General features: G+C 47.2%; 22 protein-coding genes and 1 pseudogene. 22 read left to right on the forward strand and 1 reads right to left on the reverse strand.

The annotated features are described in order from the left end of the window. From recN to spo0A, 3 genes are all read left to right on the forward strand, one after another. Complete coding sequence (gene recN / locus RB160_RS07735) at window positions 1-1,689, forward strand: DNA repair protein RecN (RefSeq protein WP_316569674.1); 1,689 nt, start codon at window positions 1-3, stop codon at window positions 1,687-1,689. 135 nt (window positions 1,690-1,824) lie between these two features. Then, a complete protein-coding gene (gene spoIVB, locus RB160_RS07740; RefSeq protein WP_396954695.1) occupies window positions 1,825-3,102 on the forward strand; it encodes a SpoIVB peptidase in 1,278 nt (425 codons plus the stop codon). Between the two features lie 271 nt (window positions 3,103-3,373). Beyond that, window positions 3,374-4,162 (forward strand): sporulation transcription factor Spo0A, encoded by a 789-nt coding sequence (spo0A, locus tag RB160_RS07745; RefSeq protein ID WP_316569676.1) that lies wholly within the window; start codon window positions 3,374-3,376, stop codon window positions 4,160-4,162. 102 nt (window positions 4,163-4,264) lie between these two features. Here the strand turns inward: spo0A and RB160_RS07750 are convergent, their stop codons facing one another. Further along, window positions 4,265-4,501 carry a DUF2627 domain-containing protein gene (locus RB160_RS07750; protein ID WP_316569677.1) on the reverse strand — a complete coding sequence of 79 codons (237 nt, stop codon included), beginning with the start codon at window positions 4,499-4,501 and terminating at the stop codon, window positions 4,265-4,267. A gap of 181 nt (window positions 4,502-4,682) precedes the next feature. On the opposite strand from RB160_RS07750, the gene RB160_RS07755 reads away from it, so the two are divergent. The 19 genes and pseudogenes from RB160_RS07755 (at window position 4,683) to RB160_RS07840 (ending at window position 26,959) form a co-directional block, all read left to right on the forward strand. Continuing rightward, window positions 4,683-6,764 (forward strand): sigma 54-interacting transcriptional regulator, encoded by a 2,082-nt coding sequence (locus tag RB160_RS07755; RefSeq protein WP_396954683.1) that lies wholly within the window; start codon window positions 4,683-4,685, stop codon window positions 6,762-6,764. 212 nt (window positions 6,765-6,976) lie between these two features. Next, window positions 6,977-7,873: a phosphate butyryltransferase gene (yqiS, locus tag RB160_RS07760; RefSeq protein WP_316569679.1), complete on the forward strand. Its 897-nt coding sequence runs from the start codon at window positions 6,977-6,979 to the stop codon at window positions 7,871-7,873. A gap of 20 nt (window positions 7,874-7,893) precedes the next feature. Beyond that, a complete protein-coding gene (gene bcd, locus RB160_RS07765) occupies window positions 7,894-8,988 on the forward strand; it encodes a branched-chain amino acid dehydrogenase (protein ID WP_316569680.1) in 1,095 nt (364 codons plus the stop codon). Between the two features lie 222 nt (window positions 8,989-9,210). Further along, window positions 9,211-10,323, forward strand: coding sequence for a butyrate kinase (gene buk, locus RB160_RS07770; RefSeq protein WP_396954684.1), 1,113 nt, complete (start codon window positions 9,211-9,213; stop codon window positions 10,321-10,323). Between the two features lie 14 nt (window positions 10,324-10,337). Next, on the forward strand, window positions 10,338-11,759 hold the full coding sequence (gene lpdA, locus RB160_RS07775; protein WP_316569681.1) for a dihydrolipoyl dehydrogenase: 1,422 nt from the start codon (window positions 10,338-10,340) through the stop codon (window positions 11,757-11,759). A gap of 69 nt (window positions 11,760-11,828) precedes the next feature. Then, window positions 11,829-12,836, forward strand: a complete 1,008-nt coding sequence (locus RB160_RS07780; protein ID WP_316569682.1) for a thiamine pyrophosphate-dependent dehydrogenase E1 component subunit alpha — start codon at window positions 11,829-11,831, stop codon at window positions 12,834-12,836. Beyond that, the gene (locus RB160_RS07785; protein ID WP_316569683.1) at window positions 12,837-13,820 is read left to right on the forward strand and encodes an alpha-ketoacid dehydrogenase subunit beta; all 984 of its coding nucleotides are present in this window, start codon (window positions 12,837-12,839) and stop codon (window positions 13,818-13,820) included. Between the two features lie 37 nt (window positions 13,821-13,857). After that, a pseudogene (locus RB160_RS24010) lies at window positions 13,858-14,347 on the forward strand (biotin/lipoyl-containing protein); the annotation flags it as partial. Then, entirely contained in the window at window positions 14,323-15,168 is an 846-nt protein-coding gene (locus tag RB160_RS24015; protein ID WP_396954696.1) for a dihydrolipoamide acetyltransferase family protein, read from the forward strand. The pseudogene RB160_RS24010 and the gene RB160_RS24015, both read left to right, overlap by 25 nt. Window positions 15,169-15,406: 238 nt before the next feature. After that, window positions 15,407-17,230 (forward strand): methylmalonyl-CoA mutase family protein, encoded by a 1,824-nt coding sequence (locus RB160_RS07795; protein WP_316569685.1) that lies wholly within the window; start codon window positions 15,407-15,409, stop codon window positions 17,228-17,230. Continuing rightward, window positions 17,223-19,418 (forward strand): methylmalonyl-CoA mutase, encoded by a 2,196-nt coding sequence (scpA, locus tag RB160_RS07800; RefSeq protein ID WP_316569686.1) that lies wholly within the window; start codon window positions 17,223-17,225, stop codon window positions 19,416-19,418. The genes RB160_RS07795 and scpA overlap by 8 nt, the downstream gene beginning before the upstream one ends. Beyond that, window positions 19,418-20,458 (forward strand): methylmalonyl Co-A mutase-associated GTPase MeaB, encoded by a 1,041-nt coding sequence (gene meaB / locus RB160_RS07805; protein WP_316570035.1) that lies wholly within the window; start codon window positions 19,418-19,420, stop codon window positions 20,456-20,458. Before scpA ends, meaB begins: the two co-directional genes overlap by 1 nt. A gap of 233 nt (window positions 20,459-20,691) precedes the next feature. After that, the gene (locus RB160_RS07810; RefSeq protein ID WP_316569687.1) at window positions 20,692-21,612 is read left to right on the forward strand and encodes a nuclease-related domain-containing protein; all 921 of its coding nucleotides are present in this window, start codon (window positions 20,692-20,694) and stop codon (window positions 21,610-21,612) included. A gap of 531 nt (window positions 21,613-22,143) precedes the next feature. After that, window positions 22,144-22,581, forward strand: a complete 438-nt coding sequence (locus RB160_RS07815; RefSeq protein ID WP_316569688.1) for a BrxA/BrxB family bacilliredoxin — start codon at window positions 22,144-22,146, stop codon at window positions 22,579-22,581. A gap of 523 nt (window positions 22,582-23,104) precedes the next feature. Next, window positions 23,105-23,896, forward strand: a complete 792-nt coding sequence (locus RB160_RS07820; protein WP_316569689.1) for a transporter substrate-binding domain-containing protein — start codon at window positions 23,105-23,107, stop codon at window positions 23,894-23,896. Between the two features lie 80 nt (window positions 23,897-23,976). After that, entirely contained in the window at window positions 23,977-24,636 is a 660-nt protein-coding gene (locus tag RB160_RS07825) for an amino acid ABC transporter permease (RefSeq protein WP_316570036.1), read from the forward strand. Further along, window positions 24,629-25,351: an amino acid ABC transporter ATP-binding protein gene (locus tag RB160_RS07830; protein ID WP_316569690.1), complete on the forward strand. Its 723-nt coding sequence runs from the start codon at window positions 24,629-24,631 to the stop codon at window positions 25,349-25,351. Before RB160_RS07825 ends, RB160_RS07830 begins: the two co-directional genes overlap by 8 nt. Before the next feature lie 75 nt (window positions 25,352-25,426). Beyond that, window positions 25,427-26,422, forward strand: coding sequence for an aromatic acid exporter family protein (locus RB160_RS07835; RefSeq protein WP_316569691.1), 996 nt, complete (start codon window positions 25,427-25,429; stop codon window positions 26,420-26,422). 24 nt (window positions 26,423-26,446) lie between these two features. Then, entirely contained in the window at window positions 26,447-26,959 is a 513-nt protein-coding gene (locus RB160_RS07840; RefSeq protein WP_316569692.1) for a L,D-transpeptidase, read from the forward strand. Window positions 26,960-26,983: the final 24 nt, after the last annotated feature.

Genomic DNA, 26,983 nt, shown 5'->3' on the forward strand with positions numbered 1-26,983 from the left:
TTGTTAACGGAACTATCCATAAAGAATTTCGCAATCATCGAGGCCCTTTCCGTATCTTTTTCAAAGGGCCTAACTGTTTTGACCGGGGAAACCGGTGCTGGTAAATCAATTATCATTGATGCCATTCACCTCCTTGTCGGCGGAAGGGGTTCATCCGAATTTGTACGCCACGGAGAGGAAAAGGCGGAGATTGAAGGCCTTTTCATTCTTGACGATAAAAAACATCCATGTGTCGAGAAAGCCTTGGAATATGGCATTGAAATTGAAGATTCAATGGTCGTACTGCGACGGGATATTTCCCAAAATGGGAAAAGTGTTTGCAGGGTAAACGGGAAGCTTGTAACGTTAACAGTTTTAAGGGAAATTGGCGGAACGCTCGTCGACATCCATGGACAGCACGAACATCAGGAATTGATGAATGAAACTCTCCATCTGTCACTCCTCGATCAATTCGGAAACCAAGGCATCTTTCCGGTCCTTGAGTCGTACCAGCGGGTTTATGGAAAATATGAAGAAACGCTTGGAAAGCTTCGCAAGCTAAGTGAAAATGAACAGCAAATGGCCCATAGGCTCGACCTGATTCAATTCCAGTACGAGGAAATCACCAATGCGAACCTTAAGCCGAATGAAGACGAAGAACTCGCCGAAGAAAAGCAGCGGCTCGTTAATTTCGAAAAAATATTTGACTCCGTCCAATCAGGCTATAATGCACTGAAAGGGGATTCCCGCGCACTTGACTGGGCCGGGGAAGCAATGGGGCTTCTTGAAGGAGCCGCCGCCCTTGACCCTGCCTACCAGGACACGTTTGAGGCGATCTCAAATAGCTATTATATGCTCGAAGACGCAGCTTCCACGCTTAGGAACAAGCTTGAGCTACTCGAATATGACCCGGGAAGGCTGAATGAAATCGAGGCAAGGCTGACCGAAATCAATCAATTGAAACGGAAATATGGGAAAACCATTTCGGAAATCCTTTCATATGCCGAAAAAATCAGCTCCGAAATCGATGCACTACAGAATAAAGAAACCCATATCGGGAATCTTGAAAAAGAACTTACCCAATTGAAAAAACACTTATCAAGTGAAGGCTCAAACCTGACTTCCATTAGGAAAAAATGGGCTGAAAAGCTTGAAAAGCTTATTCATAAAGAGCTGAAGGACCTTTACATGGCGAAAACCTTATTTGAAATCCGTTTTTTAAATGAACGTTCCCAATATACACGGATGGGTGCTGACAAGGTTGAATTTTTCATTTCCACAAATCCGGGCGAACCTTTAAAGCCGCTTTCCAAAGTGGCGTCTGGAGGGGAATTGTCGCGTATTATGCTCGCTTTAAAGAGCATTTTCTCCAAACACCAAGGGGTAACATCCATTATATTTGATGAAGTTGATACCGGTGTAAGCGGAAGAGTGGCCCAGTCAATTGCCGAAAAGATTTTCAGGGTTGCAACAGGTTCGCAAGTTCTCTGTATTTCACACCTTCCACAAGTAGCTGCGATGGCGGATACCCATCTTCTTATTTCAAAAGTAACAAAAGGCGGCAGGACAAAAACATCCGTCGTCCCATTAAATGAAGAGGAGAAAGTAGCGGAAATCGTCCGGATGATATCCGGGGCAGAGATAACCGACCTTACAAAGGAACATGCAAAGGAATTGCTGCTCCTCGCCTCCAAAATTAAAAACACATGAAAAGCTATCCAGTATGGGTAGCTTTTTTATTTGCCTGAGGGTTATAAATGCTACTTATCCCGGCAAAATTATAACTGTAGCCATTTTTTAAGGACAGCACCTGAAGCGAGGAGAGTGAGGTATTTGAGTAAAAGAATGCTGAGAAAAATAATCGGTGGAATTCTCCTTGTTTCAATCATCATTTTTGTTAGCTGGAAGCCATTTCAGATGTATCTTGACATTCCAAAGCAAATTACCGTATTTCAGGGCGATCAAGTTTCTTTTGGTAAGGCCTCAGCTGTTAGCGCGGCTGTAGCGGCGAACCCCGAGACAATCGTCATTAACCAATCCGAGCACCTTGTCTCCGTGTCGGCAAAGGAATCGGGAAAAAGCGAAGTAATCCTCGACCTGGCGGGAATTCCAATCAAAAAGGTCGATGTAAATGTATTGAAAGGCTTCAGGGTCTATCCCGGGGGCCAATCGATTGGGGTAAAATTAAATACCGTTGGCGTCCTAGTGGTCGGCCATCATCAGGTTGACACAGGAAATGGAAAAAAGTCCCCTGGTGAGATGTCAGGAATAAAAGTAGGGGATATCATTACAGAGATAAATGGCCAAAAAATAGAAAAAATGTCCGATGTCGCACCATTTGTCCAGGAGGCAGGCAAAACGGGCAAGCCCCTAAACGTCCTCATCTCAAGGGAAAAAGGAAGGTTCAAAGCGGAGCTCATGCCTCTTAAAGAAAAGGGGGCCTCCAACTATAAGCTTGGCCTATATATCCGGGACTCGGCCGCAGGAATTGGCACGATGACATTTTATCAGCCAGGTTCCAAAAAATACGGGGCGCTTGGGCATGTCATTTCAGATATGGATACAAAAAAGCCCATTGTCGTTGAGGATGGACAGATTGTCAGGTCGACTGTAACAAGCATTGAAAAAGGAAGTAATGGGAATCCAGGCGAAAAACTCGCCAGGTTTTCAGATGATAGGGAAATAATAGGAAATATCAACAGGAATAGCCCATTTGGGATATTCGGTAAATTAAACAGGGATATTGAAAACGGCATTTTAGATAAACCGATGCCTATCGCTTTATCCCATCAGGTAAAAGAAGGGCCGGCAAAAATCTTGACGGTCGTTGATAACGATAAAGTGGAAATGTTCAACATTGAAATTGTCAGCACAATCCCGCAGAAGTTTCCGGCGACAAAGGGAATGGTTATTAAGGTAACGGATCCAAAGCTTTTGGCAAAAACAGGAGGGATTGTCCAGGGAATGAGCGGAAGCCCTATCATTCAGTCGGGGAAGATAGTCGGAGCTGTGACTCATGTCTTTGTTAACGATCCTACATCGGGATATGGCGTCCATATTGAATGGATGCTGACGGAAGCGGGAATTGATATATATGAAAAACCTGAATTAAAAGCAAGCTGAAATATCGGCCCCCTATCGGAGGGCCTTTTTGTTTATCCAGGTATAGAACTGGATATACAAAAAAATAAAGAATTTTCGACAAAAACGAAAAGAATAACGAAAATGGTCGAAAAACGGAGAAAAATAGAGGAATTACCTTTTTTCGTGGGTTTTTTGAGAAAAATTTAATTGTTCGCAGGATTTCCTGTTGCATTGTCGAATATGTCATTTAGAATAGAAAATAGGTTATACAAAAATGAATCTTTTATGGAATCCAAGGAGGTAACTGGGAGTGAAAAAAATTAAAGTTTGTGTGGTGGATGATAATAGGGAGCTGGTAGGGCTGCTGGAGGAATACATATCTTCACAGGAAGACATGGAGGTAGCCGGCATTGCCCATAATGGCCAGGAATGCCTAGAAATGCTTGAGGAAGTGAACCCGGATGTCCTGGTTCTTGATATCATTATGCCTCATCTGGACGGTCTTGCAGTTTTAGAAAGGATGCGCGAATCGAAGAACGGCCCATTGCCGAACGTTATTATGCTGACCGCGTTTGGCCAGGAAGATGTTACGAAAAAAGCGGTTGAATTGGGAGCGTCCTATTTTATCCTTAAACCATTCGATATGGAAATGCTCGGAAACCATATTCGTACAGTCAATGGAAAAACAAGTATAACCCGAAAAGGCCACTCTACTGGATTCCGTTCCAATTCCGAGCAAAAACCGAAAAACCTTGATGCCAGCATAACATCTATCATCCATGAAATCGGGGTCCCAGCCCATATTAAAGGATATCTCTATCTTCGAGAGGCAATTTCCATGGTATACAACGATATTGAACTCCTTGGTTCCATCACGAAAGTCCTGTATCCGGATATTGCGAAAAAGTACAACACGACTGCCAGCAGAGTGGAGCGCGCCATACGCCATGCGATCGAGGTAGCATGGAGCAGGGGTAATATCGATTCTATATCATCCCTTTTCGGCTATACGGTCAGTATGTCAAAAGCAAAACCTACAAATTCCGAATTTATTGCGATGGTCGCTGACAAATTGCGCCTTGAGCATAAGGCATCCTAAGAGGCAGCCTTTTAATTAGGAATACTTTTTCATCCCCCTTCATGAAATGTGCAGGGGGATTTTTCAGCTACAAAACAGAAAGGGAGCAGCTAGCTCCCTTTCCTACTTCCTTTTGAACCTGTCCTGTACCTTGTTCCGCTTCCTGTCCCGGTAAAGGATAAACCCCGCCACGAAACCAAGGCCAAGAATAAACAAAATAAACCCGATAAGAAATTGGAGCCAAAGATACGTAAACGGTTGCTGCAACTTCCCAAATACCATATCTCTCATTAATTTTATTCCGTAGGCTGCCAAAAACCCCGGAATTAGCATTACAACGAGGGCTGCTATACGCTTCATGCCAACATTCCTTCCCCGCACTTCTATAGGATTAGTGCCTCAGCAAAATCATAGTCCAAGAACCAAATTTGTCAAGAACCATAATAAAAGCTACAATTAGTGTGAAAAAGGTTGCAGGCGTTTGTAAAAAAAGCATGAAATTATTTGCCAGGAAAGCGGAAAACCATTCATGAAGGGGTGCATGGGGTTGCCAAATGCAATGATCATCGGTGCTGGAAAGGGCGGTACCGCAATCCTGAGAATGCTGAAGGAAACAGAAGTGCTTGATGTTAAGGCTATCATCGATAGAAATGAAGACGCCCCGGGCATTGTGCTTGCGCAAGAGGCGGGGATTCCAACTGGAACGGATTGGAAGGCGTTCCTGGATGGAAATATTGATATCATTTTCGAGGTTACGGGGAACCCGGAAGTTTTTTCGGAGCTAAGGGAAGCCGCTGGGCAAAAATCGATCCTTATTCCTGGCAGTGTTGCATTTTTAATTTCAACCTTGATGGAAGAAAAAGAAGACTTGATTGAACGCCTTAAAAATGAATCGTATAAGTATGATTTGATTTTTAATTCCACGGATGATGGAATGGTCGTCATTAATAAGGACGGGATTGTAACACTTCTGAACCGGCGAGCGTCGGAAATGGTCAAATACGACCGGAAAAAAGCATTAGGGAACCATATTTGGGAAGTCATTCCTTCGAGCAGGCTCCCCATTGTGATGGAAACCCGGAGGATTGAAGCAAACCAGGAAATGGTCCTCGAAAATGGCGTGAAAATCATTACAACGAGAATTCCGATTATTGACGAAAACGGCGGGTTAATCGGCGCTTTCGCCGTGTTCAAGGATATTTCGGAAGTTGTCCGCCTGGCGGAGGAAATCACCAATTTGAAAGAAATCCAGACGATGCTTGAAGCAATCATCCAATCAAGCGATGATGCCATATCGGTTGTCGATGAAGCAGGGCGCGGAATTTTAGTTAACCCCGCATATAACCGGATCACCGGGCTTAGCAGGGAACAGGTAATTGGCCAGCCAGCAACAGCAGACATTTCCGAAGGGGAAAGCATGCACATGAAGGTTTTAAAAACCCGCAGGCCAGTTCGCGGTGTCCCTATGCGCGTCGGCCCAAACAAAAAAGAAGTCATTGTAAATGTTGCACCCATTATTGTGGAGGGAAAGCTAAAGGGAAGTGTTGGCGTTATCCATGATATGTCCGAAATTAAATCATTGAACAGGGAATTGACCAGGGCAAGGCAAATCATCCGGACACTCGAGGCCAAGTATTCCTTTGAGGATATTATCGGGCAATCCGAAGAAATGCAACTCGCTATCGAACAGGCAAAGCTTGCGGCGAAAACTCCAGCGACCGTCCTGCTAAGGGGAGAGTCTGGTACAGGCAAGGAATTATTTGCCCATGCCATCCATAATGCGAGCGACCGGCGCTTCAATAAGTTTGTACGGGTCAATTGCGCAGCATTGTCGGAGACACTTTTGGAAAGTGAACTTTTTGGCTATGAAGAAGGTGCTTTTTCCGGCGCGAAAAGAGGCGGTAAGCCGGGACTATTTGAAGAGGCAAACAACGGAAGCATTTTCCTGGATGAAATCGGGGAGCTTTCGGCGAATACACAGGCAAAGCTGTTAAGGGTCCTACAGGAAAGGGAAATCATCCGGGTCGGGGGTACTAAACCACTACCAATCAATGTGAGGATTATAGCCGCCACGAATGTAAATCTCGAGAAAGGGATTGCATCCGGGACATTCAGGGAGGACCTTTATTACAGGATTAACCGGCTGCCAATCCATATTCCGCCTTTAAGGAACCGAAAAGAAGAAATACCGATTTTGTGTGAAAGGCTAATTCAAAAAATCAACCAGGATTACGGCAGGAACGTTGAAGGGATAACTGATGCCGCCATTCTCCAGCTTCAGGAATACAGCTGGCCGGGAAATGTCCGGGAACTAGAAAATATCCTTGGCAGGGCGATTATTTTCATGGCATACAATGAAACAATCATTGACGGAAAACATCTGCCCGAACTAAAGAACAAGGAAACCGGCCGGAAGGGCCACATCGAGATGTCTGAGGAGGGCCGAGGAGAATCCTTGTCACTTGCGGAGATGCTCGATCGTTATGAAGCAGAAATTATTAGCCGGACGATGCAACGGGCAAATGGAAATAAAACAAAAGCCGCAAAAATGCTCGGGCTCTCGATTAGGAATTTGTATTATAAACTTGAGAAATATGAGCTTGAAAATAAAAGCATGCAATAATTTGCAAGATATGCACTTTTTTGCAAATGAACTTGGCTTATGAGAATTGTTTTGCGTACCGGCACTTTATTACCCGCGCTTGATTTTGAGCAAATTTAAACTGTATCCCAAGGTTTTTGTGATTCTTATATATGGAATGCTATTTTGGCACGGAACTTGCATCAAAGGATTACGGGGATGGAGTTACCCATCAAAGGGGATGATTGCACATAATGTTTCTTGAATCGTTAATCGGTAAAGCAGCGAAGAACGGCAAAAAAACAGTGGCTGTAGCAGCCGCTGGAGAATACGAAGTACTTGAAGCGATTGGCCTCGCGGTACAAAAGAATTTGGCAAATTTTCTTTTGTACGGTGACCGGGAACAGATTGAATCCATGTACGGCTCTTCACCTGATGGTTCAATGAGCATCATTCACTGCCCATACCCGAAAACAGCGGCAGAAGATGCCGTAAAGGCGGTAAGCAGCGGGCGGGCGGATGTTTTAATGAAAGGGAATGTCCAGACTTCTGTTATTCTTAAAGCAGTATTGAACAAGGATTTCGGCCTCCGGACAGGAAAGATTCTTTCGCATACGGCAGCCTTTGAAATTGAAGGATACGACAGGCTAATCTTTGTTACCGACTCGGCAATGAATATTGCACCGGATCTGGAACAAAAAGCCGACATCATAAGGAATGCCGTAGCGTTGGCGAATTCAATCGGGGTGGATAACCCGAAGGTGGCGCCCTTGTGTGCTGTTGAAACTATAAATCCTGCCATGCAGGCTACTTTGGATGCAGCCTCTTTGTCAGCAATGAATAAACGCGGGCAAATCAGCGGCTGTATCGTTGATGGGCCGCTTGCGCTTGATAACGCTGTATCAGTGCCGGCCGCGGAACACAAAGGCATTTCCGGTGCTGTAGCGGGGAAAGCGGACATCCTGCTCGTCCCATCAATCGAAACAGGAAATGTTCTATATAAGTCGCTCGTTTATTTCGCTAAGGCAAAAGTCGGTGCAGTCATCTGTGGTGCGAAGGCACCCATTATCCTGACTTCCAGGTCTGATTCTTCTGAAAGCAAGCTTTACTCACTCGCTCTCGCACTATGCTCTGTGAATGGACAAAAATGAAGATTAGGGAGGAAAAGAAAATGGAAATCTTTAAATATTTGGAGCAGTATGATTATGAACAGGTAGTTTTCTGCCAGGACAAGCAATCAGGGCTTAAGGCAATTATCGCGATCCATGATACCACTCTAGGGCCTGCACTTGGTGGAACGCGGATGTGGACATATGACTCTGAGGAAGCCGCGATTGAGGATGCACTCCGCCTTTCCCGAGGCATGACATATAAAAATGCAGCGGCCGGATTGAACCTTGGCGGCGGGAAGACCGTCATCATAGGCGATCCGCGCAAAGACAAAAATGAAGAAATGTTCCGTGCTTTCGGTAGATACATCCAAGGCTTAAATGGCCGTTACATAACCGCGGAAGATGTCGGCACGACTGTTGCCGATATGGATATAATCCATGAAGAAACTGACTATGTCACAGGAATTTCCCCGGCGTTCGGATCTTCGGGTAATCCGTCCCCGGCTACTGCTTACGGTGTATTCAGGGGAATGAAGGCTGCCGCCAAGGAAGCTTACGGCTCGGATTCTCTTGAAGGAAAAACAGTTGCCATTCAGGGAGTGGGGAACGTAGCCTACAATCTTTGCCGCCACCTACACGAAGAAGGTGCCAGGCTAATCGTAACAGATATTAATAAAGAGGCTGTTCAAAGGGCTGTAGAGGAGTTTGGGGCAAAGGCAGTGGATCCGGATGAAATATACGGCGTTGACTGTGATATCTATGCTCCATGTGCGCTTGGGGCTGTTATAAATGATGAAACAATTCCGCAATTAAAGGCAAAGGTCATTGCGGGATCAGCGAATAACCAGCTGAAGGATACACGGCATGGGGACATGATCCATGAACTTGGCATTGTTTATGCTCCGGATTATGTCATCAATGCAGGCGGCGTAATAAATGTAGCGGACGAACTGTATGGCTACAACCATGAGCGGGCTATGAAAAAAATTGAAACGATTTATTCCAACATTGAAAAAGTCATTGAAATCGCAAAGCGTGATGGCATTCCTACTTATAAGGCCGCAGACCGTATGGCGGAGGAGCGTATCGAAAGGATGCGAAATTCCAGAAGCCAATTCCTGCAAAACGGCCATCATATCCTAAGCAGGCGTTAAGCATCGGAAACTCCGGCCTTCCCACTTTGTACGGGAGGATATCCATTTCAATATGGGAGGCCGGTTCCGAATGGAAAAGTCGTGAAACGGTTTAGTGGATTAGCTGAACCGATCGGTTTCGTTCTGCCGTTATAACTCCGCGCGGGCGGAGAATGCGGCCACAGTAGAACAAGGCTTTTATCAGTGGGTAATCACCACTTATCAGCTTTCTGGAGGTCTTGAATGGTGCAAAGCAAAGACTATCGGATCCTGGTAATCAATCCGGGCTCTACATCCACGAAAATTGGCATCTTTGACAATGAGCGATCGGTATTGGAAAAGTCGATTCGCCATGATTCTGAAAAAATTACTTCCTTTGAGAGCATCATCGATCAATACGCATTCCGTAAAGAAACGATCCTGGAAACGCTTGATAATGAAGGAATCAACTTATCGAAATTAAGCGCCGTTTGCGGGCGCGGCGGATTGCTTCGCCCGATAGAAGGCGGTACATATTCGGTTAACAGCGCAATGCTGGAAGACCTGAAAAACGGCTATTCCGGCCAGCATGCCTCGAATCTTGGCGGAATCATTGCCTACGAGATAGCGGAGGGGCTGAATATACCGGCCTATATCGTCGATCCCGTCGTCGTTGATGAGCTCGAAGATATCGCCAGAGTTTCCGGGTTCTCATTAATAGAGCGAAAAAGTATTTTCCATGCTTTGAACCAAAAAGCCGTTGGCAGGAGAGTGTCTAGGGAATTGGGGAAAAGCTATTATGACCTTAATCTGATCGTTGTCCACATGGGGGGCGGCATTACGGTTGGCGTACATAAGTGCGGAAGGGTCATCGATGTGAATAACGGACTGCACGGAGATGGGCCATTCAGCCCGGAACGCGCCGGAACTGTTCCTGCCGGTGACCTTGTCAGCCTCTGTTATTCAGGGGAATACTATCGTGATGAAATTATGAAAAAACTCGTCGGCCAGGGGGGGCTCGTCGGTTACCTGGGAACCAGCGACGCCGTGCAGGTTGAGAAAATGATTGAAAAGGGAAACAGGAAAGCCAAGCTTGTCTATGAAGCGATGGCTTACCAGGTTGCCAAGGAAATTGGCTCCGCCAGTGCAGTGCTTGCAGGCAAGGTTGATGCCATCATCCTGACCGGCGGGCTCGCATATGGAAAATCATTCGTTAAATTAATAACCGAGCGTATCAACTGGATTTCGGATGTAATCGTCCATCCCGGAGAAAATGAGCTCCAGGCCCTCGCCGAAGGCGCGCTGCGCGTCCTAAAAGGAGAAGAGGAAGCCAAAATCTACCCGAACCAGGCAAAAATTCATACATCAATTATTTAACAGGGGGCAAACCAATGGCACAGGAATACGATTTGGTCATTTTAGGCGGGGGCACCGGCGGCTATGTGGCAGCTATCCGCGCATCTCAATTAGGGCTAAAAACTGCAATTGTTGAAAAAGGAAAACTTGGGGGGACGTGCCTCCATAACGGCTGCATTCCGTCCAAAGCCCTGCTCAGGAGCGCTGAGGTATATGCTACGGCTAAAAAAAGCGAGCAATTTGGCGTGTTCGCATCGGACGTGACATTTGATTTCGGCAAAGTACAGGAACGGAAGGAATCGATTGTAGCCCAGCTGCATAAAGGCGTCCAGCACCTTATGAAGCAAGGCAAAATCGATGTTTACGAAGGAATGGGCAGAATCCTCGGCCCATCCATCTTCTCGCCGATGCCGGGAACGATTTCAGTGGAAATGAACGATGGTTCGGATAATGAAATGCTCATCCCCAAAAATGTCCTGCTTGCGACAGGTTCAAGGCCCCGTTCGTTGCCTGGCCTCGATATCGACGGGCAATTCGTTCTCTCATCGGACGAAGCGCTTAAGATGGAATCCCTTCCATCTTCGATTATTATTGTTGGCGGCGGGGTTATCGGAATCGAGTGGGCTTCAATGCTTTCCGATTTCGGAGTAGAGGTGACCGTACTTGAATACGCGCCTCGCATCATTCCGACCGAAGACCATGAGGTATCAAAGGAAATGCAGCGCCTGATGAAAAAACGGGGGGTTAAAATCGTTACCGGCGCGAAGGTGCTCCCAGAAACACTATCCAAAGGCGAAGGTGTTTCGATTTCCGCGGAAGTCAAGGATACTCTAAAGGAGTACAAGGCGGATAAACTTCTTGTCTCCGTAGGACGGCAGGCGAATATCGAAGGAATCGGCCTGGAAAACACCGAGATTGAAATTGAAAAAGGCTTTATTAAGACCAATGAATTCTTCCAAACGAAGGAATCCCATATTTATGCTGTAGGGGATGTCATTGGGGGGCTTCAGCTCGCGCATGTTGCATCGCACGAAGGAATCGTCGCGGTTGAGCATATTGCGGGAAAGGATCCGCAGCCAATTGACTACACATTGGTTTCAAAATGTATATACAGCCATCCTGAAGCAGCCAGCGTCGGCTTGACCGAGGCGGAAGCGAAGGAACTCGGCCACAAAGTAAAGACTGGAAAATTTTCGTTCAGGGCGATTGGTAAGGCGCTTGTATTCGGGGAGTCGGACGGGTTCGTCAAAATCGTGGCCGATGAAGAAACAAATGACCTGCTTGGCGTCCATATGATCGGCCCGCATGTAACGGATATGATATCCGAAGCCGGGCTTGCAAAGGTACTGGATGCGACACCGTGGGAAATTGCCCATACAATCCATCCGCACCCAACATTGTCGGAGGCCATTGGGGAAGCTGCTCTGGCAGTCGATGGAAGGGCGCTCCATTCCTAAATCTCCTTATTGGAGGATGGGATCGCGTATGTCCTTCACTTACTACGAATTTTTAGGAGGTTTGAGTTAATGGCAGAAAATCGCCACCAAAAATTGGGTCTAAGCGATGAAACCATATTGGAAATGTACGAAACAATGCTTATGTCCAGGCGCCTTGACGAACGGATGTGGCTCTTAAACCGTTCGGGGAAAATACCATTTGTCATTTCGTGCCAAGGGCAGGAGGCCGCGCAGGTTGGCGCAGCCTTTGCGCTGGACAGGGATAAGGATTATGTCCTTCCTTATTACAGGGACATGGGAGTAGTCCTGACGTTTGGAATGACGCCGACGGAATTGATGCTGTCGGGATTTGCAAAAGCTGAAGACCCGAATTCCGGCGGACGCCAGATGCCGGGCCATTTCGGCCAAAAGAAAAACCGTATCGTGACCGGTTCATCCCCGGTTACCACCCAGGTACCCCATGCCGTTGGAATCGCTCTCGCCGGGAAGATGGAAAAAAAGGATTTTATCACCTTTGTCACCTTTGGAGAAGGTTCATCCAACCAGGGGGATTTCCACGAAGGGGCGAATTTCGCGGGCGTCCATAAGCTACCGGTCATTTTTATGTGTGAAAACAATAAATATGCCATCTCGGTTCCGATTGAAAAGCAGCTTGCCTGTGAAAATGTCTCCGACAGGGCGATTGGCTACGGCATGCCGGGGATTACCGTCGACGGAAACGACCCGCTCGAGGTATACAAGGTTGTAAAAGAAGCTGCCGACCGTGCCCGCCGCGGCGAAGGGCCAACCCTAGTTGAAACCATTACATACAGGCTCACGGCCCACTCATCGGATGATGATGACAGGGTTTACCGGGCTCCAGATGAAGTGGCGGAAGCGAAATCAAAGGATCCGATTATTACTTTCGGGGCCTATTTAAAAGAAACCGGCGTAATGGATGATGAACTCGAAAAGAAAATCAACGACCGGATTATGAAGCAAGTGAACGAAGCGACCGATTATGCCGAGAATGCGCCATATGCCAATCCGGAGGATGCGCTTAAATATGTCTATGCGGAAAGTCAGGGGGATGCATAAATGGCGGTAATTTCTTATATTGATGCAGTCACAATGGCGATACGTGAAGAAATGGAAAGGGATTCGAGGGTTTTCGTCCTTGGCGAGGATGTCGGACGCAAAGGCGGCGTCTTTAAGGCGACCCACGGATTGTATGAAAAGTTCGGCGAGGAGCGCGTCATTGATACTCCTTTAGCTGAATCTGCAATTGCAGGCGTAGGTATTGGCGCAGCGATGTACGGGATGCGCCCGATTGCCGAAATGCAATTCGCGGATTTCATCATGCCTGCTGTCAACCAAATTATTTCGGAGGCCGCACGAATCCGGTACCGTTCCAATAATGATTGGAGCTGCCCGATTGTAATCAGGGCGCCTTACGGGGGCGGGGTACACGGAGCATTGTATCACTCGCAGTCGGTTGAAGCTGTGTTTGCAAACCAGCCCGGACTGAAAATCGTCATGCCTTCAACTCCATATGATGTAAAAGGTTTGTTGAAGGCAGCAATCCGCGATGAGGATCCTGTTTTGTTCTTTGAACATAAACGGGCATACCGCCTCATAAAAGGCGAGGTACCAGAAGACGATTACACACTTCCAATCGGCAAAGCCGATGTAAAAAGGGAAGGGGAGGACATTACGGTCATCACATATGGCCTATGCGTCCATTTTGCACTACAGGCAGCCGAAAAGCTTGCAAAAGATGGCATCTCAGCCCATATCCTCGATTTGAGGACGGTTTATCCGCTTGATAAGGAGGCAATCATCGAAGCGGCCTCTAAAACAGGTAAAGTTCTGCTTGTAACCGAGGATAACAAGGAGGGCAGTATCATGAGTGAAGTATCGGCGATTATTGCCGAGCATTGCCTGTTCGAGCTTGATGCCCCAATCAAAAGGCTTGCCGGCCCGGATGTCCCTGCGATGCCTTATGCACCGACAATGGAGAAGTTTTTCATGATGAATCCCGAAAAAGTTGAAAAAGCCATGCGGGAGCTCGCCGAATTCTAAGGCAAGCGCCTGAATATGTTTGAAGGAGTGACCTCACTTGGCAGTTGAACAAATTAAAATGCCGCAGCTGGGAGAAAGCGTGACGGAAGGCACGATCAGCAAATGGCTAGTATCCCCTGGCGACAAAGTCAATAAATATGATCCGCTTGCAGAGGTCATGACAGATAAAGTGAATGCCGAAATCCCGTCTTCTTTTGAAGGGACAATCAAGGAACTGATTGCCGGGGAAGGTGACACCCTCGCTGTAGGGGAAGTAATCTGTACAATTGAAGTTGGGGGCGAAGATGTCGCTTCAACTAGTACGGGACCCGCTTCTGCACCGAAGGAAACCGTTGAACAAGCCGATACATCATCGGAGGCAGGAACGGGAGAACAAACCGGCAGCAAATTGCGTTATTCCCCCGCGGTCCTAAAGCTTTCGCAGGAACACGGGATTGACCTTGGCCAGGTGAAGGGATCAGGAGCCGGCGGGCGGATTACCCGAAAAGATTTGTTAAAACTGATTGAATCGGGTAACATTCCAGCTGCAGCTGAACAAAAAGCGGAACCGGTTAGCAGCCAGACGCTTGCAGCACAGGTTTCCGGGCAGGCCGTCCAGGAATCTAAGCCAGCGGCAACAGCGCCTGTAAACGTTCCTTCCATGCCTGGAGATATCGAAATACCGGTTACAGGTGTAAGGAAGGCCATTGCGGCCAATATGCTGAGAAGCAAGCATGAAGCTCCGCACGCCTGGACAATGATCGAAGTCGATGCGACCGGACTTGTTGAATATCGTAACTCCATCAAGGATGATTTTAAAAAGAAGGAAGGCTTCAACCTGACATTCTTTGCATTTTTCGTAAAAGCAGTCGCTCAGGCGCTAAAGGAATTCCCGCAAATCAATTCCATGTGGGCCGGAGATAAGATTATCCAAAAGAAGGATATCAATATTTCCATCGCGGTAGCTACGGAGGATGCTCTCTTCGTCCCTGTTATCAAGCACGCCGATGAAAAGACAATCAAAGGCATTGCCCGTGAAATTACCGAACTGGCAGCAAAAGCGCGCGCCGGAAAGCTGACAATGGATGAAATGCAGGGTGGCACTTTCACGGTCAACAACACAGGATCTTTCGGTTCCGTTCAGTCGATGGGCATCATCAATTATCCGCAGGCGGCAATCCTTCAGGTCGAATCGATTGTCAAGCGTCCTGTCGTCATGAATAACGGCATGATTGCCGTAAGGGATATGGTGAACCTGTGCATGTCGCTCGACCACCGGGTGCTGGATGGCCTTATTTGCGGCCGATTCCTGCAGCGGGTCAAGGAGATAATCGAAAACACCTCGAAATCGAATACGTCCGTGTATTAATAAAAGTTGAAAGCCCGCTTCCGGTTGGAGGCGGGCTTTCAACTCGGATCCACTGTTGGCCGACCTTTTCCATAAGCAACTTTTCATTAATGGCGGTATCGAATTTTACCAAAAAGGCAGTGCCGGTTCTGCGTTGCCTCAACTGAGCCGCTATACTACAATAAAAGCAGCGACTATTTAGAATTTTTGGAACGGCAGAGAAAGGGGGGACCGTCTCCGCGCCTGGGGACGACCGAGTATGGGGATGGACAAAATCATGGCTTATCGTTTTCCCGAAACAACAATGGATGATTGGAAAAATAAAGCCGAACAAGCTCTAAAAGGGAAATCAATTGATGCATTGAATAGCCATACATATGAATCGCTTATTTTGAAACCGCTTTACACCCGGGAGGATGGAAAAATAGCGGGTTATCCCGGCAGCCCTGATTATAGGAGGGGAATCAACCCGCTCGGATATAGGGACACGAAATGGCATATCGCCCAGCAAATTTCCTGGCAATCAGCGGATGAGTTAACAAGCAAGCTAACGGATGCTTTTGCAAAAGGGCAAACCGCGATTTCTTTTAAAATGAAGAGAGGTAACGAACGGGAATCGGCCCTTGCGGCAGCCCGTTTTTCAGCATCCTATCCGTTTGCGGTTGATGCGGGCAGTAGTCAGGCGGACTTTATCGCCGCATTGGAAGAAGCAATTGAAGACGGCGGAATAACCGGGTACATCGGTTTTGATCCACTTGCTGAAATCTCAACTAGCAACAGAGACAAACCTAAGGACCTGGGCGGCTGGGAGAAAACGATTGCCGAAACAGAAATGAAGCACCCAAATTTGAGAACGGTTCTGGTGAATGTGGGGGTCTACCATAATGCAGGTGCGAATGCGGTTCAGGAACTGGCCGCGAGTGCCGCATCAGGTGTGTTTTATATTGAACAGCTCTTGAAGGCGGGCATGGACATTGATGCCGTTTTTTCAAAGATTGTTTTTACCTTCGCAGTCGGCGCCAATTTTTTTATGGAAATTGCCAAGCTTCGGGCTGCACGAATGATATGGGATAGGATTGGGGAACTATATGGCGCTGCGGAATCCGTCCGCGCGATGGTCATTGCCGCGGAAACGTCAAGGTTTACTAAAACGCTTTACGACCCGCATGTCAACCTGCTTCGCTCTGGTAATGAGGCGTTTGCCGCGGTACTTGGAGGCGTACAGTTTGTGCACGTCGAGCCATTTGATTCGCTTGAAGGCACCACTCCTCTTTCTGAACGAGTTGCGAGGAATATCCAGCTCATTCTTCAGGAGGAAGCCCATTTGGATAAAGTGGCCGACCCGGCAGGCGGTTCCTGGTACATCGAAGAACTGACCGAGCAATTGGCTGAAAAGGCGTGGGAGCTTTTTGGAAAAATAGATGCCCTCGGAGGCATGCCTGCAGTGTTTGAATCGGGATGGCTCAAAAATGAAATTGCCGCAACGCTTGCTCAAAGGGTGGCCGATGTGAAAGCAAGAAAGCAAAGCATCGTCGGTACGAATGTTTATGCCAATCTTGCCGAAACCGCGAAGGCGATACCGGAGAATCGTGATGATCGGGACCACGGAATCCGGGGAACGCGGCTTTCAATTCCTTTTGAGGAACTGCGGCTGAAAGTGGCTGCGCTTGAAACATGTGGGGGCAAGGTTTCGATGGGCCTCATTTGCCTGGGCAGCCTGAAAGAAAGCAAAGCGCGCGCGGACTTTATGGAAGGCTTTCTGGCTCCTGGCGGCATAAGTGCGATTCGGAGCGGAATGGTCCTTTCTGTGGCGGATGCAGAAGCGTTCATAGCCGAAACAGGGCTTGCCCGTTATTGCTTCTGCTCCACGGATGAGCGGTACACGGAAATGGGGTTAGAGATTTTATCCGAATTGAAACGGCGCCATCCGGGGGTTGTGTTTTACCTGGCTGGGCAGCCAAGGCCTGAGGAAAAAAATGACTGGCTCGAAGCCGGCCTGAAGGATTTTATTCATATAAGAAGCAATTGCCATGACTTTTTGGCCAATGTAATTGCTGAAATGGAGGCGGCAGGGAATGACTAAAAAGCCTAATTTTCAAACGGTGGACCTAATCGGTGCCAGCCGCGTTTCCAGAAAAGAAGAATGGAAGGCCAAATATGAAAAGCTTGCAGGGGAACAAATCGACCGCCTTCTTTTTGAGACGAATGAAGGAATCGGCCTGAAGCCTGTTTATTCAGAAGATGATCTTGCCGGCCTTGAACACCTGGATGGGAAGCCGGGGCTGCCGCCATTCACCCGCGGGCCCTATCCGACGATGTATGTGAACAGGCCGTGGACCGTGCGCCAGTATGCTGGCTTTTCAACGGCGGAAGAAAGCAATGCCTTTTACAGAAGGAATTTGGCGATGGGGCAAAAAGGACTTTCGGTTGCCTTTGACCTCGCGACCCACCGTGGCTACGATTCCGATCATCCAAGGGTTGTCGGCGATGTCGGCAAGGCCGGGGTTGCGATTGATTCCGTGCTCGATATGAAAATCCTTTTCGATGGCATTCCGCTTGACCAAATGTCCGTCTCGATGACAATGAACGGAGCCGTGCTGCCTGTTCTAGCATTCTACATTGTAACGGCCGAGGAACAAGGGGTAAGCAGGGAGCAGCTTTCAGGCACGATCCAGAATGATATTTTAAAAGAATACATGGTCCGGAACACTTATATATATCCACCTGAGATGTCGATGAAGATTATCGCCGATATCTTTGCCTACACATCAAAGTATATGCCGAAGTTCAATTCGATTTCGATTTCCGGCTACCATATGCAGGAAGCCGGCGCTCCAGCGGATATCGAACTCGCTTATACGCTCGCCGATGGCCTGGAATACGTCAGGACCGGTTTGAAGGCCGGAATTGATATTGACTCGTTCGCTCCAAGGCTCAGCTTCTTCTGGGGAATTGGGATGAATTATTTCATGGAAGTCGCGAAGATGAGGGCAGCCCGCTTTATCTGGGCGAAAATGATGAAGGAATTCAATCCAAAGAATGAAAAATCACTGGCGCTCAGGACGCATTCGCAAACGTCCGGCTGGAGCCTGACCGAGCAGGATCCGTTCAATAATGTTATGCGAACGCTCCTAGAGGCGCATGCCGCTGCAATGGGCCATACTCAGTCGCTGCACACGAACGCCCTTGATGAAGCGATTGCTTTGCCGACAGACTTTTCGGCGCGTATTGCCCGTAATACTCAGCTTTTCCTCCAGGAGGAAACCGGGATTACAAAAGTCATTGATCCTTGGGGAGGCTCCTACTATGTCGAGGCGCTGACAGCTGAGTTAATTAAACGGGCAACCGCCCATATTGATGAGGTTGAAGCGCTCGGAGGCATGGCAAAGGCCATTGAGACCGGATTGCCGAAAATGAAAATCGAAGAGGCGGCGGCCAGAAGGCAGGCACAAATCGATTCTGGAAAAGAAATAATCGTCGGAGTCAATAAGTACAGGCTCGAGCAGGAAGAGCCGTTGGAAATACTCGACATCGACAATACTGCTGTCCGGAACAAACAGATTGAGAGATTGAATCAATTAAAGGCAGACCGGGATGCAGGGGCTGTTGAAGCCGCGCTTTCCACCCTTGAGGAAGCTGCTCGCTCTGGCGAAGGCAACCTGCTTGAATTCGCGGTTGAAGCAGCAAGGGCGAGAGCCACACTCGGCGAGATTTCTGGCGCGATTGAAAAAGCCGCTGGCCGCCATCGCGCTGTCATCCGTTCCGTAAGCGGAATTTACAGCTCGGCGTTTTCCAATGACGAGGAGATTGCCAAAGTCAAGGCAATGGCCGATGAATTTCTTGAAAACGAGGGAAGAAGGCCCAGGATTCTGATTGCAAAAATGGGCCAGGACGGCCACGACCGCGGTGCGAAAGTCATTTCGACCGCTTTCGCCGACCTTGGCTTTGACGTCGACATCGGCCCGCTGTTTCAAACCCCTGCCGAAACGGCGATACAGGCTGTTGAAAACGATGTCCATGTTGTCGGCTTCAGTTCCCTTGCTGCCGGCCATAAAACCCTTTTGCCGCAGCTAGTCGAGGAGCTCAGGAAACTCGGCCGTCCGGATATTCTCGTCGTTGTCGGAGGGGTCATCCCTGCCCAGGACTATGCGTATTTATATGACCACGGCGCAGCTGCGATTTTCGGGCCGGGCACGGTCATTCCAGTCGCCGCGCAGAAAGTGATCAAGTCGATATACGAAGCACTCGGATACGAGGAAGTAGAGCTTTGATGGTGAATGATTTTGGTAAAAAGGGCAGCGGGAAAGGCTTCCGTAAAAAAGCGGGTTCCGAGATTTCAATCGAAAGGCTGGCTGAGGGCATCCTGGCCGGGGAAAGAAGCTCCCTGGCCCGCGGCATCACGCTAGTGGAAAGCAATGCGGGACATCATTTCAATGAAGCTCAAGCGCTATTGCAAAAATTGCTCCCGCATAGCGGCAAGTCAATCAGGATTGGGATAACGGGAGTTCCCGGCGCGGGTAAAAGCACATTTATTGAAGCATTTGGTTCATTCCTTTGCGAAAAAGGCCACAAGGTTGCCGTCCTTGCCGTCGACCCAAGCTCAACGGTGAGCGGAGGCAGCATCCTTGGCGATAAAACGAGGATGGAGAACCTTTCCCGAGAGCCAAACGCATTTATTCGTCCTTCTCCCTCCGGTGGTAAGCTTGGCGGGGTGCACCGGAAAACGAGGGAATCGATGCTTTTGTGCGAGGCGGCCGGGTTTGATGTCATCCTTGTAGAAACGGTCGGGGTTGGCCAAAGTGAAACGGCGGTCAGGGGGATGGTCGACTTTTTCATCCTCCTTGTCCTGACCGGAGCGGGAGATGAGCTGCAGGGAATGAAAAAGGGAATCATGGAGCTTGCTGATGCAATTGTGGTGAACAAGGCGGACGGATTAAACGAGCCTCTCGCGGAGCAGACCCGTATCGAATACAAGCGGATTCTCCATTTCTTGCAGCAGGCAACTCCAGGCTGGGACACCCGGGCGCTTTCCTGCTCAGCCTTGACCCATAAAGGGATACCGGAAATCTGGACGGTGATCGGGGAGTTCAGGGAGGCAGCCGAACGGTCCGGCGTGTTTTTTGAAAGGCGGAGGTCGCAAATGCGCGACTGGTTCCACACCGTTATTTCTGACCAGCTCCATTATAGCTTTTATCAAAATGAAGGTGTTAGGCAGCTGTTGCCGGGGCTTGAGAACGACATCCTGGATGGGAGAAAAACCGCGGCAAGCGCCGCCGCACAGCTTTTTGAAGTGTTTTATCGGCGGGAGTAGTGGAACCTGAAAGTTTTTGTATGTATTAACTGAATTGGGAAGCGGCGCATTGTGCCCGCTTCTTTTTGTTCGGTTTTAAGAGAAATTTCTTATGTGAATGGGTTTTTGGTTAGTAGGGAAACTTTATCATTGTGCATGGATGTTTGTTGGCAGGAAAGTGTTAACAAAACGTTCACCGCAATTGGATGTTATTTTTAATAAAATTGGCTTAAGACAAAGAAAGGAAGTGGCATATGTTTTTAAAAAACAGAACGGAACCAGAAGAATTATTGATTTTGAAGCATCTAAATAAGCGGATGGAACTTACCCCAAATGACAGGAAGCGCCTTACCAATTTGCAACGGGGATTTGAAGGGGAAGTGCAGTTTGACAACCTTGCAAAAAATATCATCGAAGAACGGTATATCCTCAATGATTTGCGGCTGGAAGTAAACAATTCGGAACTACAAATTGATTCGTTTATCATTTCACAGGGCATTACGTACCTTTTGGATGTGAAAAATTTCTATGGCGACTTTTACATTGAAGGTGATCAATTATTCTCCATTAAAACCGGGGAGGAATACAAAAACCCTCTTGACCAGCTAAAAAGAAGTGCGCTGCTCCTCCGCCAACTTTTCAATTACTACAACTTCAATTTCCTCATCGAACCCTACGTCATCTTCGTTAATCCTGAATTCACCTTATACCAAGCCCCTATGGATCATCCTTTCATTCTCCCAACCCAGAATAACCGTTTTATCCGGGAACTGAACGAAACGCCATCCCGGCTCAATGAAGGCCATAAGAAACTCGCGCAAACCCTGCTATCCCTGCACCAGCCAAAAAACCGATTTCAAAAGCTGCCAGAATATAGGTATGAGCAGCTAAAGAAAGGGATGCTATGTAAAAAGTGCGGGTGCTTCTTTTCAAAAATTGACCATCGAAATTTAGTATGCGAAAATTGCGGCGAACTTGAAAAAATTGAGTCCGCAATACTGCGGAATACAGAAGAATTTAAGTTGTTGTTTCCTGAAAGGAAGGTCACGACTAGTGGTATAGAGGAGTGGTGTAGGATAGATTTATCTAATCGGACTTTTCGGAGAGTATTAAAGAAGCATTATCCTTGGATAGGGAATACCAAAGACACTTATTTTAAGCCAGGATATAATTAATCGGATAAAATCATAGAAATCATGACTTTCTCTAAGCGAACAAAGAATGGATTCGGACAAAGAAAATGAAAAAGAGCCAGTTGGTGTCCGAATTAGGAGTGGATTCGGACAGAGAAAATGAAAAAAGCCAGTTGGTGTCCGAATCAGGAGAGGATTCGGACAGAGAAGATGAAAAAGAGCCAGTTGGTGTCCGAATCAGGAGAGGATTCGGACAGAGAAAATGAAAAAAAGCCAGTTGGTGTCCGAATGAGGAAAGATTCGGATAGGTATAGTTTTTAGCAAGGTAAGTTTTGAAAGTATTTGACTAAGTCAAGTTTTTTTGTTAGCACGCCACCCCAAAAAAAAGCGGATAGCACAAACGCGCTATCCAAAAAATTAGGGAGTTTAGGGGTATGGATCTAGCTGTAGTTCTACCTTTCCCCGTGCTGGACAGAAATAAACCTGTCTGCTGCAAATTTCTATTTATTGAAAACAATTTGTTAGCCCTGTATGATAGAAATAGACAGTTATAGTAAACAGGGAGTGATTCCATTGAATATGAATTTTAATTTGTTTATGAATGATGTGGTTCGCCAGGCGCGCCAGGAAATCTCGGCTGCTGGCTATACGGAGCTGCAAACCCCGGAAGAGGTCGATGAGGCGCTTAACCGGAAAGGCACGACTCTTGTCATGATCAATTCGGTTTGCGGATGTGCGGGAGGCATCGCGAGGCCAGCTGCAGCCCATGCCATTCATTATGATAAACGCCCTGACCACCTTGTGACGGTGTTCGCCGGACAGGATAAGGAAGCGACTGAAAGGGCGAGGAACTATTTTACCGGCTATCCGCCATCCTCTCCTTCATTTGCATTGCTGAAGGACGGAAAAATTTGCTCAATGATTGAGCGCCATGATATTGAAGGGTTTGACCCAATGAATGTTGTCCATAAGCTGCAGCAAAACTTTGACAAGTATTGCGAAGAGCTGTAAGGCCGCCAGGATAGACAGTTTGCTATATTAAAAAACAAAAAAACGTCCTACTGTGCTTCGGTACAGCAGGACGTTTTATCTATAACACAACCGATTCCTCGAAACGGCCCTTATTATCCCCGACTAGAGGCGCCAAATGAACACACACCCACATGTTCGTGTGTCGTTATAATTATCATCATATGTTTATTCACCCATTCATTATACAACAAGTGCTTTCCTCGGCACTGTTTCTCGCACCCGGCCAATCACTATCCACACACCGGCCAACGCCCATAATCCACAAGATGCCACCCAATTATTCACCCCCCGAGCCTCAAAAAGCCGCTAATCCTGCCTTTTCAAAAAATGGTAATGTTATTTTTAAAAATACTATTGCATAATTATTTAAACGTGTTAAAATTCATTAATGTGAATAATTATTACTCTTTGTTTTTACTTGTAAAGAGGGATTTCTCCCGTATAAAATGGGTAGTAATAATGAAGATAAAAAATTTTCAGTAAATTAGGGAGGGCAATTTCAATGAAAAAAAGCATTCTTTTATTTTTAACAACAATCCTGTTTGCGGGCATTCTTGCAGCCTGTGGAACGAAGGAGGACGACGCGAAAACCGGGGATGGAGGAGAAGATAAGAAAACCCTTATCATGGCAACATCCGCCGACTACCCGCCGTTTGAATACATTGAAACTGACAAGAGTGATGAAATCATTGGTTTTGACGTTGACCTGGCAAAAGCTCTTGCCGGTAAACTAGGCTACGATGTTCAAGTTAAAGACATGGACTTCAACGGACTTGTGCAGGCGTTAAAATCCGGCCAGGCAGACTTTGTTCTTGCAGGTATGACCCCGACGAAAGACCGCAAGAAGAATGTTGATTTTACCGACATCTATTACACCTCTTCCCATATGATTGTTACAAAAAAGGGCAGCGGCATTAAATCGCTTGAGGACCTTGAGGGTAAGACAGTCGGTGTCCAGCTTGGATCGATACAGCAAGGAAAAGCTGAAGAAATCCAAAAAGAAGTGGACATTAAAATTGAAGACCGGAACAGGATTCCTGACCTAATCCAGGAAATCAAGTCTGGCAGGTTCGATGCTGCCATCATTGAAGACACAGTTGCGAAGGGCTTCTTCGAAAATGAAACAGACCTGGAAGGCTTCACCATTTCCGATGATCCGGAAGAAGCCGGCTCCGCAATCGCGTTCCCTAAGGACAGTGAGCTGACTGAGAAATTCAACAAAGAGCTTCAAAAAATGAAAGAAAATGGTGAACTCGATAAACTGATTGTTAAATGGTTTGGCGGGGAAGAATAAAGGGAAAGCATGTGAACGTTCAGGAGGCATGTCCTCTCTGAACGTTTTTCCAGTTAAAGCAGAGAGGAATGGTTTTTAGGATGGAATTGGATTTTGGGCAAATTGTCCCCTCTATTCCGTATATATTGGAAGGAATTCTGGTAACGCTGCGCATTGTTTTGATTGCAGGAATACTCGGATTCGCATTCGGCATTGTTTTATCACTTTTTAAAATCAGTTCAATAAAGCCGCTTGGCTGGCTGGCGGATGCCTATACTAGTGTTTTCAGGGGTACGCCGCTCGTCCTCCAGCTGATGATCATTTATTTTGGCTCCCCTCAAATCCTCGGATTTCAGATTGAGCCTTATACAGCAGCCATTGTTTCATTCGCTCTTAACTCCGCCGCGTATATTTCAGAAATCATCAGGGCCGGGATCCTTGCGGTCGACAAAGGACAGAGGGAAGCGGCACTGGCGCTTGGCGTTCCATACAGGCAAATGATGTGGGATATCATCCTGCCGCAAGCGCTGAAAAATATTCTGCCTGCCCTTATGAATGAATTCATTACCCTAACCAAGGAATCAGCGATTGTTACAACAATCGGAGTTATGGATATTATGCGCCGATCGTACCAGGTTGGGGCCCAGCATTATTCCTACTTTGAACCTCTTATCGTTGCCGGTTTAATCTATTATCTCATGGTCATCATTTTGACCTTCCTAGGCAAGCTGGTTGAAAGGAGGATGAGGCGCGGTGATTAAAGTTGAGGATTTGCGCAAAAATTTTGGAAAGCTTGAGGTTTTAAAAGGCATTACGACTTCCATTAAAGAAGGCGAGGTTGTCGCGATTATCGGGCCATCGGGTTCCGGGAAGTCGACGTTCCTGCGCTGCATGAATATGCTCGAGGTGCCTACAAGCGGACGCATCTGGATTGGTTCGAGCGAGATTACAGACAAGAAGACAAATATCAATAAAGTCCGTGAAAATGTCGGCATGGTGTTCCAGCATTTTCATTTGTTCCCACATAAGACGGTCCTGCAAAATTTAACATACGGGCCGATGAAGGTAAAAGGACTATCGAAAGCGGAAGCGGAAAAAATCGGCTATGAACTTCTTGAGCGGGTCGGCCTGTTTGAAAAAGCCGGTGAGTACCCTGGCCGCCTTTCCGGCGGGCAAAAGCAGCGGGTCGCGATTGCAAGGGCGCTTGCGATGAAACCGAATGTCATGCTGTTCGACGAACCAACATCTGCACTTGACCCTGAAATGGTTAAGGAAGTTCTTGATGTCATGAAGTCGTTGGCGCACACCGGGATGACCATGGCGATCGTCACTCACGAAATGGGCTTTGCACGTGAGGTTGCCGACCGGGTTCTGTTCCTCGATGGCGGAGTCTTGGTCGAGGATGCAGCACCAGAGCAATTCTTTTCAAACCCAAATAGTAAAAGGGCTCAGGAATTCTTGCAAAAAATGCTTTAATGAGGATATGCTAGGAAAAGATGGTCGCGATGATCATCTTTTTCATTTGCTTTTGTGGCAGGGAGGGATAAGCCTATGAACTACAGGATTGGCTACAGGACGGCCAAAACCGCTATCGGGACCGCAGCATCCATCATTATCGCACAGCAGCTGGGGGTTCAAAACTTTGCTTCCGCTGCAATCCTGACAATCCTCTGTATCAAACCTACGAAAAGAAAATCGCTTAGGGCCGCTTGGGACAGATTTCTCGCCTGTATTGTAGCAATGCCATTTTCCGCGCTTTTTTTCGAGGCGATTGCCTACCATCCACTCGTCATAGGTTTAATGCTATTTTTCTTTATTCCCACTATTGTGATGCTAAAGGCCAAGGATGGGGTTGTGACAAGTTCAGTCATCATCCTTCATATTTATTCGGCGGAGCATATTTCAAAGGATATCATTTTAAATGAGCTCATCGTGATAATGGTCGGGATAGGGGTGGCGCTCCTGATGAATTTGTATATGCCAAGCCTTGAAAAAAAGTTGTATGAATACGCTAATCAAATAGAAGACAACTTCAGGAAAATTTTTATCGAAATGGCTGAATACCTACGGACGAATGAAAGCACATGGGATGGAAAGGAAATTTCCGAAACCACGAGGCTTTTGAATGAAGCAAAGTCACTTGCTTTCCGCGATGTCGAAAACCATCTGCTCCGTGAAGAAAACCACTATTATCATTATTTTACGATGAGGGAAAAACAATTTGAAATCATCGAAAGGATATTGCCTATCTCTGCTTCGCTTACGCATTCGGTTAAACAAGGCAGGATGATGGCCGATTTTATTGAAGAGCTGTGTACGAATATCAATCCTGGCAATACGGCGTACATTTATCTTGATAAATTGAGAAAATTGAAGAAAGAGTACGAAGTGATGAAGCTTCCGGATACGAGGGAGGAATTTGTGGCTAGGGCCGCGGTTGTCCAAATGGTCAATGAGCTTGAGGATTACCTTCTTATAAAAAGCTCCTTTAGAGGGATAAAGGGGACGGAAAAGGGGAATAGAAGCGGGACGGTTGGCGCAAACTAGGGAAAAATGGCAAGGGTGGTTTGGATGGCAAATTTTCTTGCTGTGCTTTTATCTGTCCTATTTGTTTCGCCAATTTGGCCGCTTGGACCGAATCCGCTCCCGGGGGATACCTTTATTATCGTCAATAAAAAGACAAACGAAATGGCGTTTATTGACGACAACAGGGTTCAGACTGTCCTTTCGGTCGGTACAGGGAAAAGTGCCGGCCTGACTCCGGAAGGGCTGTTTACCATTACGGTCAAGGCGGAAAACCCGTATTACCGTAAGAAGGATATCCCCGGTTCAAGCCCGGCAAATCCGCTCGGTACGCGATGGATAGGCTTTGACGCGAAAGGCACGGATGGCAGGATATATGGGCTCCATGGGACAAACGATCCCTCATCAATCGGAAAGTATGTATCAGAGGGTTGCATACGGCTGCAAAATGAAGGAATTGAATCACTCTATCCCTTCATTCCGGTCGGCACAAAAATTTTAATCACAACCTCCAACCAGCCTTTTGAGGAGTTAGGAATTGAATATGGGGCCATCGAATAGGCAAAAGGGACCGTCCAATAATGG

The sequence above is a fragment of the Neobacillus sp. YIM B06451 genome (assembly GCF_032667185.1).
Taxonomy (GTDB): Bacteria; Bacillota; Bacilli; order Bacillales; family Cytobacillaceae; genus Bacillus_D.